Annotated in this window: 17 protein-coding genes; 8 read left to right on the top strand and 9 right to left on the bottom strand. The window is 38.1% G+C overall.

The genetic code is table 11. The features are described 5' to 3' along the window. Positions 1–5 precede the first annotated feature (5 nt). The 3 genes from ftsH to SOI85_RS04035 all read right to left on the bottom strand — a co-directional run bounded on the left by ftsH (position 6) and on the right by SOI85_RS04035 (position 3478). The gene (ftsH, locus tag SOI85_RS04025; protein ID WP_320664945.1) at positions 6–1865 is read right to left on the bottom strand and encodes an ATP-dependent zinc metalloprotease FtsH; all 1860 of its coding nucleotides are present in this window, start codon (positions 1863–1865) and stop codon (positions 6–8) included. A gap of 105 nt (positions 1866–1970) precedes the next feature. After that, on the bottom strand, positions 1971–3071 hold the full coding sequence (gene ribD / locus SOI85_RS04030) for a bifunctional diaminohydroxyphosphoribosylaminopyrimidine deaminase/5-amino-6-(5-phosphoribosylamino)uracil reductase RibD (protein ID WP_320664946.1): 1101 nt from the start codon (positions 3069–3071) through the stop codon (positions 1971–1973). 143 nt (positions 3072–3214) lie between these two features. Beyond that, the gene (locus SOI85_RS04035) at positions 3215–3478 is read right to left on the bottom strand and encodes a hypothetical protein (RefSeq protein ID WP_320664947.1); all 264 of its coding nucleotides are present in this window, start codon (positions 3476–3478) and stop codon (positions 3215–3217) included. 95 nt (positions 3479–3573) lie between these two features. Here SOI85_RS04035 and cbiE point away from each other — a divergent pair, with 95 nt between their 5' ends. Beyond that, complete coding sequence (gene cbiE / locus SOI85_RS04040) at positions 3574–4863, top strand: precorrin-6y C5,15-methyltransferase (decarboxylating) subunit CbiE (protein WP_320664948.1); 1290 nt, start codon at positions 3574–3576, stop codon at positions 4861–4863. Positions 4864–4891: 28 nt separating this feature from the next. On the opposite strand, the gene SOI85_RS04045 is transcribed toward cbiE, so the two are convergent. Continuing rightward, a complete protein-coding gene (locus SOI85_RS04045) occupies positions 4892–5797 on the bottom strand; it encodes an NAD(+) kinase (RefSeq protein ID WP_320664949.1) in 906 nt (301 codons plus the stop codon). 99 nt (positions 5798–5896) lie between these two features. Next, complete coding sequence (gene pheS / locus SOI85_RS04050; protein WP_320664950.1) at positions 5897–6904, bottom strand: phenylalanine--tRNA ligase subunit alpha; 1008 nt, start codon at positions 6902–6904, stop codon at positions 5897–5899. 69 nt (positions 6905–6973) lie between these two features. On the opposite strand from pheS, the gene surE reads away from it, so the two are divergent. Then, positions 6974–7774 (top strand): 5'/3'-nucleotidase SurE, encoded by an 801-nt coding sequence (gene surE / locus SOI85_RS04055; protein WP_320664951.1) that lies wholly within the window; start codon positions 6974–6976, stop codon positions 7772–7774. Between the two features lie 4 nt (positions 7775–7778). Here surE and SOI85_RS04060 read toward each other — a convergent pair whose 3' ends face one another. Further along, positions 7779–8354: a DUF3611 family protein gene (locus SOI85_RS04060; RefSeq protein ID WP_320664952.1), complete on the bottom strand. Its 576-nt coding sequence runs from the start codon at positions 8352–8354 to the stop codon at positions 7779–7781. A 27-nt stretch (positions 8355–8381) separates the two neighbouring features. Here SOI85_RS04060 and SOI85_RS04065 point away from each other — a divergent pair, with 27 nt between their 5' ends. From SOI85_RS04065 to SOI85_RS04090, 6 genes are all read left to right on the top strand, one after another. Further along, positions 8382–9338: a bifunctional riboflavin kinase/FAD synthetase gene (locus SOI85_RS04065; protein WP_320664953.1), complete on the top strand. Its 957-nt coding sequence runs from the start codon at positions 8382–8384 to the stop codon at positions 9336–9338. Positions 9339–9507: 169 nt separating this feature from the next. Further along, entirely contained in the window at positions 9508–10545 is a 1038-nt protein-coding gene (locus SOI85_RS04070; RefSeq protein ID WP_320664954.1) for a thiamine phosphate synthase, read from the top strand. Further along, positions 10542–10760 (top strand): sulfur carrier protein ThiS, encoded by a 219-nt coding sequence (gene thiS / locus SOI85_RS04075; RefSeq protein WP_320664955.1) that lies wholly within the window; start codon positions 10542–10544, stop codon positions 10758–10760. Before SOI85_RS04070 ends, thiS begins: the two co-directional genes overlap by 4 nt. 11 nt (positions 10761–10771) lie before the next feature. Further along, complete coding sequence (locus SOI85_RS04080; RefSeq protein WP_320664956.1) at positions 10772–11737, top strand: DUF1517 domain-containing protein; 966 nt, start codon at positions 10772–10774, stop codon at positions 11735–11737. Positions 11738–11862: 125 nt separating this feature from the next. After that, complete coding sequence (locus SOI85_RS04085) at positions 11863–12030, top strand: hypothetical protein (RefSeq protein WP_320664957.1); 168 nt, start codon at positions 11863–11865, stop codon at positions 12028–12030. 66 nt (positions 12031–12096) lie between these two features. After that, a complete protein-coding gene (locus SOI85_RS04090; RefSeq protein ID WP_320664958.1) occupies positions 12097–12264 on the top strand; it encodes a hypothetical protein in 168 nt (55 codons plus the stop codon). On the opposite strand, the gene larB is transcribed toward SOI85_RS04090, so the two are convergent. The 3 genes from larB to ispF are packed head-to-tail and all read right to left on the bottom strand — an operon-like array spanning position 12251 to position 13871. After that, positions 12251–12931 carry a nickel pincer cofactor biosynthesis protein LarB gene (larB, locus tag SOI85_RS04095; RefSeq protein ID WP_320664959.1) on the bottom strand — a complete coding sequence of 227 codons (681 nt, stop codon included), beginning with the start codon at positions 12929–12931 and terminating at the stop codon, positions 12251–12253. The two genes, SOI85_RS04090 and larB, sit on opposite strands and share 14 nt — an antisense overlap. Continuing rightward, positions 12928–13374 (bottom strand): TIGR03792 family protein, encoded by a 447-nt coding sequence (locus tag SOI85_RS04100; protein ID WP_320664960.1) that lies wholly within the window; start codon positions 13372–13374, stop codon positions 12928–12930. The genes larB and SOI85_RS04100 overlap by 4 nt, the downstream gene beginning before the upstream one ends. Continuing rightward, positions 13371–13871, bottom strand: a complete 501-nt coding sequence (gene ispF, locus SOI85_RS04105) for a 2-C-methyl-D-erythritol 2,4-cyclodiphosphate synthase (protein ID WP_320664961.1) — start codon at positions 13869–13871, stop codon at positions 13371–13373. Before ispF ends, SOI85_RS04100 begins: the two co-directional genes overlap by 4 nt. Positions 13872–14096: the final 225 nt, after the last annotated feature.

Here is a 14096-nt window from a genome sequence, read left to right on the forward strand (position 1 = left end):
ATTTTTCAAGGCATTGAAGAAGAATCAAGCATTTGCTTTAAATCCTCTCCCTCAATCACTTCTTTCTCAAGAATTTGTTTAGAAATACTTTCTAATAATGGCAAATTATTTCTAAGGATTTTCAAAGCATTTTCATGAGCTTCATCAACAATACTTCTTACTTCCTTATCTATTGCTTGAGCTGTAGCGTCACTTAGTTCTCGTCTAGGATTATTGTTACCCCCTAAAAATCTTCCACCTCCCTGCTTGTCATAAGCTAAAGGCCCTAATATCTCACTCATTCCATAAGTACCCACCATTTGTTCGGCTAAGTCAGTAGCTCTTTGCAAATCATTTGAAGCTCCAGTAGTTATCTTCCCAAAGACAATTTCTTCAGCTGATCTACCTCCCAATAAAGTTGCTATTTGTCCTTGCAATTCTTCCTTAGAGTTTAAAAATCTTTCTTCAGTGGGTAACTGCAAAGTATATCCAAGTGCACTCATCCCCCTTGGAACAATTGAAATTTTCGCTACTTTGCTCCCACCAGGCATCAAATGACCAACAATTGCATGACCAACTTCGTGATATGCAACTACTTTTTTTTCGTCATCTTGTAAAACTCTACTTTTCTTCTCCAGTCCAGCTACAACTCTCTCTATCGCTTCGTTCAAGTCACGTTGTTCAACAGATGTTCTCTTAGCTCTTGCAGCCAACAAGGCAGCCTCATTTACCATATTTGCCAAATCTGCTCCTGCAAATCCACTGGTTGCCTGTGCTACTTGATCTAAGTCAATTTTCTCAGCAAGTTTTACTTTCTTTGTATAAATTTCAAGAATGGTTTTACGTCCAGAAAGATCAGGTCGGTCTACTAAAACCTGTCGATCAAAACGACCAGGTCTTAGAAGAGCTGCATCCAAAACTTCTGGTTGGTTGGTTGCGGCTAAAACTATTACAGGTTTATCTGTCGAAGCAAATCCGTCCATCTCTGTCAAAAGTTGATTAAGAGTTTGTTCTCTTTCATCGTTTCCTCCAACTACTCCCATAGAGCCAGAACGACTTTTCCCAATTGCATCAAGCTCGTCTATAAAAATTATGCAAGGTGCTTTCTTTTTTGCTTGTTCAAATAAGTCTCTTACTCTTGCAGCTCCTGCTCCAACAAATAATTCAACAAATTCTGAGCCTGAAATGATAAAGAAAGGAACTTCTGCTTCTCCTGCTACAGCTTTTGAAAGAAGTGTTTTACCTGTACCTGGAGGTCCTACTAATAGAACGCCTTTTGGAATACGGGCACCAATCTCTGTATATCTTTCTGGTTTCTTTAGGAAATCAACTATTTCAGTTAATTCGTCCTTAGCTTCATCTACTCCAGCAACATCTGCAAAAGTCACCCTTGACTCTTCATCTGGGACATAAACCTTCGCTTTACTTTTAGTAAAACTTAGAGCACCTTGTGCTCCCCCACCACCCATACTCCTTCTTGCAAAAAACTGTAGAACAAGAATAAAGATCAAAGGAGGTACAACCCAGCTAAGGATTGTGGTAAAAATATTTGGTTTTTTAGGCGGAGCAGCAGCAAATTCAACACCCTTACTCTCAAGTCTCTGAGGTAAGTCCATATCAAATATAGGAGTAGTTGCAAGCACTGAAGGTGCTCCTTCTTGTGGAGCAGAAAGCTCGTACCGAATTTGATCTTGAGTTATATAGGCTCTTTTTACTTCTCCATCATTAACTTGATCTATAAAAAGTGAATAAGGTACTCTTGGTACCTGCATATTTTGATTCGGGAAAAAGCTGCTAAACAGCAATAAAGCACCAAAACCTATTAAAACTAAATTAATAATTCCAAATCGCCGATTCGGTTGATTTTCGTCCTGACGAATCGGCATTGTCTTATCATGTGATTTAGATTCTAAATTTAACTAATTTTCGCCAGAAACGTTTGTCTAAAATTACGTAAGAACCGAACGCAATAAATGAATGGAGAACAATCGTTAAGGACAGCTTCCTGTTAGGAGCAAGTCATTACCAAATTTTTCTACAGAGAAATTATCAATTGATATAACTTCCTTCATCTCTGTAAATCCAAAGTCTTCAAAAGGTGTCATTGAAAATATTCCTCCCAAAATTTTTGGAGCAAGAAACACCATAAGCTCTTGAACACAATGCTGTTCGAGTGCACTTGTTGCCAATTTTGATCCACATTCCCACAAAACTTTATTACACCCTTTGTTTGATAATTCTTTAGCGAGTTCAATTGGTTCAGATGACTGAAGAGGAAGCCTTTCTACCCCTTTTGGGAAATCATCCAATTTTGTTTTATCAACATATGGTCCATACGCAACTATTGTTCTAGCTACATGAGTATCTAAGATTTTTGATTTAATTGGAATTTCTAAGGTTCTACTAAAAACAACCCTAATAGGCTCTGATAACGAAATACCTCTACTAGTCAACAAAGGGTCATCTTGTCTAACTGTAGAGGCTCCAACAACAACTGCATCGCATTTTGAACGTAATAAATGAACCCTTTTTCTAGATTCTTCGCCACTAATCCATTTGCTCTTGCCATTTTTCAATCCAATTCTCCCATCTAAGCTCATCGCACATTTTAAAATTCCCCAACTTCGTCCAGTTTTTACACGAAAAACAAATTCCCGATTCTGCCTCTCAATTTCTTTCTCTAAGACACCAGTAATTACTTCTATACCCGAACTTCTTAAGAGACCAATTCCACCTCCAGAAACGCGCGGATCCGGATCTTTCATACCAACAATTACTTTCTTAATTCCCGCTTTTTTAATTGCATCAGTGCATGGAGGAGTTTGTCCATGATGGCAACATGGCTCAAGGGTGACTATTAAAGTTCCGTTTTTCGCTTTATCTCCAGCTTGGTTCAAGGCAACTGTTTCAGCATGAGCTTCTCCTGCTTGACGATGATATCCATCTCCAACAAGTAACCCTTGAGCATTAAGAACAACAGCTCCAACTAATGGGTTGGGACTTGTAAAACCTTCCCCAAGAGAAGCCAGCTGCAATGCACGCCGCATCCATGGGACCCAAGAATTTAAAATATCTCTATTTTGAATCTCCACAATTATTCTCCTCAGCAATAAACAAAAGATTTTTCTCATATCCAAAATGCAAGGAATTTGAAAATTCCGCTACAAGAACACTTAAATCAGTTCTCAGGGAGAGAATAAAAGAGTTACTTGGATATTTAATTAATCCTATAACCTTATACATCCTCGATTTGTTCTGAATCAAGCAATGCATCAAGCGTGATTGCTGATCTAACTAAAGATTGATATTTACTAAGAATACGCCTATTGCGATCCAACCACTTCGCTGAATCTTGACTTATTGATGAGTTTGCAATGCCATCAAATCTTGGAGATTCTGCATCAATTAACTGCAAATCCTCTTCTCTATTAATCAAAGCAATCAATAGTTCGTGCAAGCGTTGCCTCCTTTGAGACAAATGTGTTCCTTCTTTTTCCAAAGATAGCCTCTATTTTTAGTATTAAGGTTATGTTCTGCTTTTATAAAATCAATCACTAATGAATTGCCTATTAATTTTTAGCTAACAAACGCAAAATGACAAAAGATCAAATTTCAATTCACATAATTGGTATTGATGCAGGAGGCCTCAAGTCAATTACCTCTTCTTTGCATGAAATTATTTTTACGGCAGAAAGGATTGCCGCTCCAATAAGAGTTTTGGAATCTATTCCTCAATGGTGGGAAAAGGAAAATACTGGGGTCCCAATCCCAGAATTGATTTCAACAGATAAAACCAATGTATTAATAGACACTCTTGAAACAAATAAAAAGAAAACCATTCTTTTTGCAAGTGGAGATCCTTTGTGGTTTGGGATTGGAAGACTGCTAACGCAACACTTCCCCAGAGAAAGTCTTCATTTCCACCCTGCACCTACCTCATTACAACTTGCTTTTGCTCGACTAGGTCGCTCCTGGCAAGATGCAAGTTGGGTTAGCCTCCATGGTCGAGACCCTTATCCCCTCGCACAACTATTACAAAAGAGACCGCCAGCAATTGCAGTTTTAACAGACCCTAATCAAGGCAATGTACAAGAAGTAAGGAAAATTCTTAGGGCCTCCGGTCTTGAGGGAACTTACTCATTCTGGGTTTTTGAAAGACTAGGGCATGAAAAAGAAAATATTCAAAAATTTCTTCCAAGTGAAGAAATCAATCAAACAATAGATCCTCTAAACATCGTAATACTTTTGAGAGAAAGCCCTAAAGTAAGTGAGAAAAAGCTTCCTCTATTTGGCATTGAAGACGGTCTATACCTCCAGTATTCAGATAGACCTGGACTAATGACTAAACGAGAAATAAGAATTCAATTACTTGCCGAACTTGAACTACCAGAAGAAGGTGTCCTTTGGGATATATGTGCTGGAGTTGGGAGCATTGGCCTAGAAGCATTAAGAATAAGGCCTAACTTAAAACTTCTTTCCTTAGATAAAAGAGTAGGAGCAAAAGGACTTATCAATGCAAATGCATCACTATTATCGGTTAATCCATCTGCAATTATCGAGTCAGATGTATTAAGAACTTTTAAAAGTAAAATGTTCCCAAAAGAACTTGCCTATCCAGATAGAGTCATACTGGGAGGAGGAGGAATTAATAGAAGGGATATCCTACAAATAATCATTCAAAGACTTAAGCCACCAGGAATTGTTGTAATTCCTCTCTCAACATTTCAAGCAGCCGCAGAAGTAGAAAGTCTTTTAAGAGCGAATAATTGCCTATCAAAAGTAAGTCAATATCAAGCCTATAGAGGCATGCCCCTTAGTGATGGCACTAGAATGAAACCTATGAATCCAGTATTTATAGTCAAAGGGCAAGCAAACCCTACCTGAAAGTTGCTTATTAAATTTAAAAATCATATTACCTATCTGGTTTGGCTACGTGAGGAAGCCCCCATCCCAACTTATTGCGAAGCACCTGGAAAAACTCATGATCTGACAATCTCACAAACTTAACGGGGTGGTCGCTTCTTCTAATTAAAACTCTATCTTCAGGCCATACATAACATCCTGCGCTCCCATCAACAACCATCATTAATCTCTCTGGAGTGGCGGGGAAAACAGTTACAGGTTCTTGATCACTAAAAACCAATGCTCTAGAGGCGAGTGAATGCGGAGCAATTGGAGTTAATTGCATTACAGGGCAACCAGGAGTAATTACAGGTCCCCCCGCACTAAGGGAATAGGCAGTAGACCCTGTCGGGGTTGAAAGAATCACGCCATCAGCTGATATATCTACAGGAGCATGTCGACCTATAGCAATCTCAAAATGGCACATACTGGTAAGAGGTTCTCTATGTAATGCCATTTCATTGAGACATAAAGCCTCCCATCTTCGTTGCTCTCCTCTCATAACACTGACAACTAAACTAGTACGTTCTTCTATTTCCCAATCAGTTGCTAAAACTTGTTTAATTGCCTTATCTAAGTCAACTAGATAAGCCTCAGTTAAAAATCCTAAATGTCCAGTATTAATAGTAAGAATCGGAACATCAACTGGGGCCGTTTGTCTTGCAGCAGAGAGAACAGTTCCATCTCCTCCCAACACAAATGCCATTAACATTGAAGAATCAAAGCCTTCTGGCACACATGCGTTGTACCCAAGCATTCGCATATGTTGGTCTGGATTCGCAAACCCAACCATTCCTCCAGAACTACTAACTCTTATTACTTGATGGCCTTCATCCTCAAGTCTCTGCTGAATTGTTAACGCAGTATTTTCAGCAAGCTCCTTGCTGTCATTAACAATCAGTCCTAATCTCGACACTGATCAAAACAAAGTAAAGAATGAATCATTTAGTTATTTGATATAAGTTTTTTTTTTAAATGTCAATTAAAAGTCAATGATAATAATGATTTGAATTATCTAAAATTGTTCTAAGAAACGAAGGTCACTATTAAAAAGCCTCCGAATATCATCTATTTCATGGCGAACCATACAAAATCGTTCAACGCCAAGACCAGCTGCGAAACCAGTCCAACGTTCAGAGTCTATTCCTAAGCCCTCTAAAACTGCAGGGTCAACCATTCCACAACCCATTACTTCTAACCATTTGCCCCTCCATTGAACATCAACTTCTGCAGAGGGTTCTGTAAAGGGGAAATAACTCGCTCGAAATCTGACCGGAAGGTCACCAAAGAATTCTTTTAAAAAAGCCATAACGGTTCCTCGTAGGTGACTAAAGTCCAACCCCTCATCAATTGCTAAAACCTCCACTTGATGAAAAACAGGGGAATGAGTTGCGTCAACAGCATCTCTTCGAAAAACTCTTCCAGGGGAAATAATCCTCACAGGTGGTGGATTATTTTCAAGAAATCTTATTTGAACAGGGGAAGTATGGGTACGTAATAGCAAATTATCGTCCAAATAAAAAGTGTCTTGCATATCCCTTGCAGGGTGGTTGGGAGGGATATTTAAAGCCTCGAAATTGTAAAAATCATTCTCCACTTCTGGCCCCTCGACTACTTCATAACCCAATCCTAAAAAAATATCTGTAATTCTATCTGTTGTTGAAATCAAAGGGTGTCTATGGCCATAAGGGATTCCCGAAGGCGGAGCTGTAATATCAATAGCTTCACTAGCAATTATTTTTTTTAAATCTTCTGATTTGAGAGATTCTTGTCGTTTTGTTATCAAATCAAGCAATCCTGTTTTCAATATATTTGCCCTCTGCCCAATAATTGGTCTTTCTTGTCCTGGTAGTTTTCCCATTGAACTTAAAAGGACGGATAATCTTCCTTTTTTTCCAAGAAAACTTACTCTTAATTTCTCTAGCGACTCTTGCTCAATAGCTCCCTTAATTTCTTTCTCAGCTTCTTTTTCTAAGATTTCAAGTTCATCAATTAACGTTTTAAGAGATACTGTTGAATCCACGGCAAAAATTTTTCACATAGTTAACTCTAAATCAGTCCTGAGCATTTATTCACTTTCAAAATTTTCGCAATGAATCCTTTAAAAATTTTAATTAGTAACGATGATGGAGTTTTTGCTTCAGGTTTAAGGGCGCTCGCCGCAGCCGCAGCCAACAGAGGGCATTCAGTAACAGTAGTTTGTCCTGACCAAGAACGTTCAGCCACAGGACATGGAATTACTTTGCAATCACCAATAAGAGCAGAAAGAGCCGATGAATTATTTACAAACGGAATAACCGCCTGGGGATGTAATGGAACTCCTGCAGATTGCGTAAAACTTGCACTAAACGAACTCTTACACGACAGACCTGACTTGATACTTTCTGGAATCAATCACGGGCCTAACTTGGGGACTGATGTTTTTTGCTCAGGGACAGTAGCTGCTGCACTTGAAGGGACCTTAGATAACCTTCCATCACTAGCTGTGAGTGTAGCTAGTTTTCAATGGCGAGAATTCAAATATGCAGGTGAATTAGCCATGGACATTGCAGAATCAGCACTATCATCTAATTGGCCAAAGAATCTTCTTCTCAATCTCAATGTACCGCCATGCCCTCCTGAAGAAATGGGTGACTTAGGTTGGACAAGATTATCAATAAGACAATACCAAGAGCAATTTAGTAAAAGGATAGATCCAAGAGGAAATACGTACTTTTGGATGGCTGGAGAGGCTATCAAGGATTTAACAACTTCTGGAGATGGTCCTACTAACTGGCCCAGTGATGTAGCTCAAATAGACAAGAAAAACCCTTCACTAACTCCTATTCAGCCAGATTTATTTTGGAGAGGAAAAATTTCAGAACTTCCAAAAATCTCAAAAAATATTAATTAGGATCTTAGGTTCTATAAATTCTCTGAAGTAGCCAAAGAGAAAAAATCAGACCAATTAAATGAGCCATCAACAACTGCGTATTGCTCAAAACTGAGAGCATTTCTATAGAGGTTATAGGGAATGTAGGCATTACATTTGCACTTCTTGCATTTATCATTGCTCCTCCAAAAAAACCTGAAACTTGAGAGGCCGCTTGAACTGTCAAGGCACCTGCCAACGCTTGATATCCAATTACAGAAAGGGTTAATCCAATCAAATCAACAATCACTCCTCTCTTCAATAACCGACTGGTCTCTCCTCGACTTGGCCTGACTGGAGTACTAAGAGCTCTTCCTTTTTGAACAATTAACCAGCCCTGCCAAAGGCTATAAAGAAGAATAAAAAAGCTAAGAGTTGTAATTGATAATCCTGACGAAAGCCCTGCTGCCTTCAATGTACCCTTCCCTAAATTCCCTCCAACGTTATAAAAAAGTAATATCCCCGCAGAGATCACTCCAAGAGCTGTCTGAATCCAAAAACGAATCCAGCCCATTCGTCGCATTCCCAAAGAAAGCAACTGGAAATCAAGTTGATCTGCCATCAGGATATATTTGGCTGTAATACAAACTTGCCACCTAAGCGAGATATTTGCACGTCTGTTTTGATTCCACTCTGCTCCCCAAAGCAAGCAACCCTTCCTACAGCTTTAGCGCTAGGAAGCTTTGATGGCTTACATGCTGGGCATCGCGCAGTAATAACTTCAATAGCTGACACCGATAAAGGAATACCCTCTGTTGTTAGTTTTTGGCCACATCCGCGAGAAATTCTTTTTGGAGAATCTCGCCTGAGACTTGATTTACCCTCTGAAAAGACAGACTTACTTGATCCACTAGGAGTCAAGCAACTAATTCTAGTTCCATTTGATCTGGAGTTAGCAAGCCTTAGTGCAGAACAATTTATAATAGAAATTCTTCACAAAACTCTTCAAGCTAAAGTAATTGGAGTTGGCGAAAATTTCAGGTTTGGCAAAAATCGCGAAGGCGATTCATCAACTTTGAAAGCAATTGGAAATGACTTAGGAATAGAGATTAAAATAGTTCCAATAATTAATGATGACAAAGGAAGAATAAGTAGCAGTCGTATTCGTTCAGCCCTTCAAGAAGGAAAGCTCAGAGTTGCCAAAGATCTCTTAGGAAGGCCATATAGTTTTCGAGGGACTGTTATCAAAGGGAAAGGCCTGGGGAGCCAATTAGGCTGGCCAACAGCAAATCTCCAAATTAATGGTAGAAAGTTCCTTCCTGGAGAAGGGGTCTATGCCTCATGGGCTATAGAACAGAAAAAAGGGAATAAATATCTCTCAGTAATGAATCTAGGACCACAACCAACCATTGACCCTTCTTCTCCATCAACAGTGGAAGTACATCTAATAGATCAAAAAATAGATTTATTAGGACAGGAGTTAATTATTGAACCAATAGAAAAATTAAGGAATCAAGAAAAATTTCCTAATATCCAAAAATTAATTCAACAAATAGGAATAGATGTTGATCAAGCTAAAACTATTTATGAGGAATTAATGACCTAACAAGTCTATGAAAGAGAAGGGTAAGCATTAGAAAGCCCCCAAACTACAAAAAGGGCTATTCCACCCAACAAGACCACTCCCCATACCAACACATTCATAGTGCTATCAGAATTACTTTTCTCCATTACTTTGAGGATGAGGCAATCATCCCAAGGTTGGCACGAAATCGATGAATTTCACACCTCCTACTGAACAAAAAACATCTCGTCTTTTAGACGCCAATTTAGACAGGGCTCGAGAAGGTATTCGAGTCATAGAAGATTGGTGCCGATTTGGACTTGAACGAAAAGATCTAGTTTTAAAACTAAAAGACTGGAGACATCAACTTAGTTTGCATCACCTTGAGGAATATAAAAAAGCTCGCTCATCACTAACAGACCCAGGTGCATTGTTAAGTCATCCCCAACAAATTAATCGAAAAAGGAGTATTGATATTATCTATGCAAACTGTGCGCGCATTGAAGAATCGCTAAGAGTTTTGGAGGAGTTTAGCCGTATCTCAAACCCTGAATTAGCCAAAACTGCTGCAAGTATTCGCTTTCAAGTTTATGAGGTAGAGAAAATTATTCTCCAAGCAAATGCTTATAAGCATCGACAATCAGTGCTCAATTCCTGCAAACTTTATTTAATTACAAAAGAAAAAGACGATTTAGTTGAAAGTGTTTCCTTGGCTTTGAAATCAGGGATAAAAATGGTGCAATATCGATATAAAGGATCTAATGACAAAAAAGCCATCTTAGAAGCCTCTCGAATAGCTCAGTTGTGCAAAAAATATAATGCACTTTTAATAATTAATGATCGAATTGACTATGCATTGGCCACAGATGCAGATGGCGTTCACCTAGGAGAAGATGATATGTCAATTGATATTGCAAGAAAATTACTAGGCGAGGAGAAAATAATAGGAAGAACGGCTAACAGCATTGACCAGGCAATAAAAGCCGAGAAAGAAGGCTCTGATTATATTGGGATAGGCCCTGTTTTTAGAACAAAAAATAAACCAAATAAAACTCTTATGGGATTAGAGACATTAGAAGAAATCTTAAGTAAAATAAAGTCACCGTGCTTTGCAATAGGAGGAATAAACATGACTAATATAGGTAATATTAAGCAAGCAAACTGCAAAAGAGTTGCTGTGATCAATGCAATTTTAGATAGCCAGAACATCTCATTAGAAACTGCTAATTTATTAAAAGAAATCTCATGAAAGTATATATAAATGGTGAGCTTACAATTCTTAAAAGCAAGGCCAAATTAATTACCATCAATAAACTTTTAGAAGAATTAAACTATAACCCTAAGCTAGTAGTTATTGAATTAAATGGGTTGATAATAGAGTCCCTAAGATGGAATAATGAAAAGATAAATGATAATGACAAAATTGAAATAGTTACACTCGTTGGCGGCGGCTCTTTATATTAAAACCCAATTAAATGATAAACATCTTCCATCAAACTAAAATATTTATCAAGAGACTTAAAAAGGATGTTCTTGCACAATTTTTTAAACGCATATTACCTTTAATCACAATATTATTTCTAGGTTGCCAGCCTATTAGCGCTGCCAGTGGAGGTCGCATAGGAGGAGGAGAGTTCACAATCCCACAAATGCCTCGGGTTAGTAATTATGGAAATAATTACAGAAGATATAGCAATAAATACAATGGTGGAGGCGGTATTGGATTCCCTTTCTTAATACCTATCTTTGGATTCGGTGGTGGTGGCCTATTTATTTTTTTATTTCTTATAGCGATTTCAGGAGCAATTATTAACTCACTAAGATCTAGTAATCCCGAACTAAACACAAGTACTATTACAAGCAATAATGTTACAAACAAAATTGCAAATATCATTCAATTACAAATAGGCCTACTAGCAAGCGCAAAAAAACTGCAAGAAAGACTTAGGGAATTAGCCAATACATCTGACACTAAATCATCTATCGGCTTGCAGGATTTATTAAAAGAAACCACTATTGCAATATTGCGAGAACCACATCTTTGGGTTTACGCAAACATCGAAAGCGGGAACATCCCGGTTAAGACAGCAGAAAAAACCTTCAATCGTCTTTCTTTATTAGAAAGAAGTAAATTAAAAATAGAAACAACTTCAAATTTTTCTGGAAAAAAACTTACTTCCCAAGGATTAGGGATCACACCTGGAGACGCAGACCCAACTTCAGAGTTCATCGCGGTAACAATCCTATTGGCAAGTACAAATGAAATTGATATTCAAAAAATTGAAACCAATGTAGACCTTGAGAGAAACTTAAGAATCATTGGATCAACAACATCAACAGAGCTAATTGCCCTAGAAATTATTTGGCAACCAGACGGGAAGGGAGAAGTCCTAAGCCGTGAAGATTTACTAATTTCATATCCAAATCTAAAATTTTTATAAAACTAAGGGCTTTAAAGGCCCTTATTCCATAATTCTTTATATTTTTTTTAGCTAATTCGCGCAATAAGTCGAAAATTAGCGCTTCAACACAGTTAGGGTATCCAAACAGTTTTTAATTTACTTAAGTGTCTAGTCCATCACAACCAGAGCCTCGTTCTCTGAAATGGGAAAGCACTGGTGAATTAGCTCAAAGAGACCTCTCAGAACTAGTTACTCGTTTGCTTGATGTCGAATCAGATAATCATGGCTGCGAGCTTTCTAGACTGAGTACTAAATATGACGATAAAGAGTAACTATTTCTAATTACTCTTGCACTCGATGAGTAAATAGTTCACCTTTTGCTAAACAGAAGAGATCGAATGCCAAGAAAACACATTCATTGGGTTAACACCCCAGTATTAATGGAGGCTATTCTTCGCTACGAACAAAAACGTCTTCCAAAGCCTATGCGGCTTTGGATAGAGAGCCTTCTAGATATGAATTCAAGTGATAATAAAGAATTAGTTTCCAAACCTAATCACATTTAGACGAACTGGTCCTATTACATTTTAAGATCCTCAAAGCTGCCATTGCAGCACCATATCCGTTATCTATATTCACGACACTTAGCCCTGGAGCACAACTTGCAAGCATCCCATTAAGAGAAGCATTTCCTTTTTCACTAACTCCGTATCCAACAGAAACAGGTACACCTATAACAGGCTGAGGCATTAACCCAGCAAGAACTGTAGGCAATGCGCCTTCCATACCAGCACAAGCTATTAAGACCTTAGATTCTTCTATATTCTTCAGAGAAGAAAGTAGCCTATGCAAACCAGCAACTCCAACATCAAGCAATAATTTTGTCTTTATCCCATGCCATCTCAAAGCTAATTCCGCCTCAGCTGCAACCTTTAAGTCACTTGTCCCACCACTTAAAATAACTACCATTCCAAGACTGTTATCTTCAATAAGGGGATCGCCGAGGGTTAAACAATGAGCATCTTCATGGAATTGAGCTGTTTTGAAAAGATCAATTAATTTTCCTGCCTTTTCCTGATTCACTCTTGTAACAAAAGCCAATTTCCCTAGTTTTTTAAGACTTTCTAAAATTTCAACTAACTGTTCTACTGTTTTATGTTCTCCCCATATGGCCTCAACCATTCCTAATCTTTGAAATCTATGAAGATCCAAGCGCGAATGCAAATAGTTCACTGAGGCAATAATTCTCCTTCAAATAAAAGTGGGAAAGGATTACCTTGCTTAATTCCTGTCTCAGCGCGAGCTATATTTTCAAACTTTTCTTGAACAGTTGCAATTTCATCTTGAGGAATATTTTTCCATATTTCTCTACTTTTCCAAGTTATCAGCAAAGTAGCTTCTTCATCTAAAGGATCCCAAAAAAGATTCCTCCCCAAGAATCCTTCTTTTTGAGCCAGCCATTTTTCCCAACTACCTTTCTCTGCAATTATCCATGATTTGACTTGTTTCTTTTCAACTTTTAAGCGCAAGTGTTCCACAATAGGCTTATCAATAGAATCTAAAGAATGTAGATCTTCTGAATGCATACTCTGAGGATTAAAAAAAAAGAAGGCTATTGCTATTGCAAAATAAACAATTGCATTAGTCCAATGAATGCCAGAAAAAGACAATTTCATATTGTCTCTAGCAAAACTACTGCATGACTACTAATTCCTTCTTCTCTACCTTCTGGACCTAACTTCTCGTTGGTTGTGGCTTTTACACCTACAAGGTCGACTGAAACTCCAAGTTTTTTTGCAATGTTTTCTCGCATAATTTCAATATATGGTTTTAGTTTCGGTCTCTCTGCGACCAAAACGGAATCCACATTGGAAACCTTCCATCCTCGTTGATTAATAAGCTCCATTACTTGAGCAAGCAAAAGTAAGCTATCTGCTCCTTTCCACTTTGGATCATCTGGAGGAAAGTATTTTCCTATATCACCTAAAGATAGAGCTCCTAACAAAGCGTCCATAATGGCATGAGTAAGAACATCCGCATCACTATGACCGTCAAGGCCCAAACCTTTGGGATGCATTAATTTGACACCTCCTAAGATCAGATCTCTCCCTGGAATCAAGCGATGCATGTCATAACCGTTTCCGATACGCAGCTTAGGTGAAGAGTCTGTCATATCAACGGATTACAGAGAGGCAAAAGAGACTGGGATAAAACTGGGATTCAATAACGACTTCTGTTAAGACAAAATTTAATTCTGTTTAACCCTATATACATGTTAGCAAGTGCAATTGACTGTGAAATGTATATGCAAGAGAAATTCCTGTTATTACACAGGGAAGGCTAGTTAGGAGAGAAAACCATAGATGGAGGTTGCTGTTAACAAATGCCTAAGTGGTTG

The sequence above is a fragment of the Prochlorococcus sp. MIT 1223 genome (assembly GCF_034092465.1).
GTDB lineage: Bacteria > Cyanobacteriota > Cyanobacteriia > PCC-6307 > Cyanobiaceae > AG-402-N21.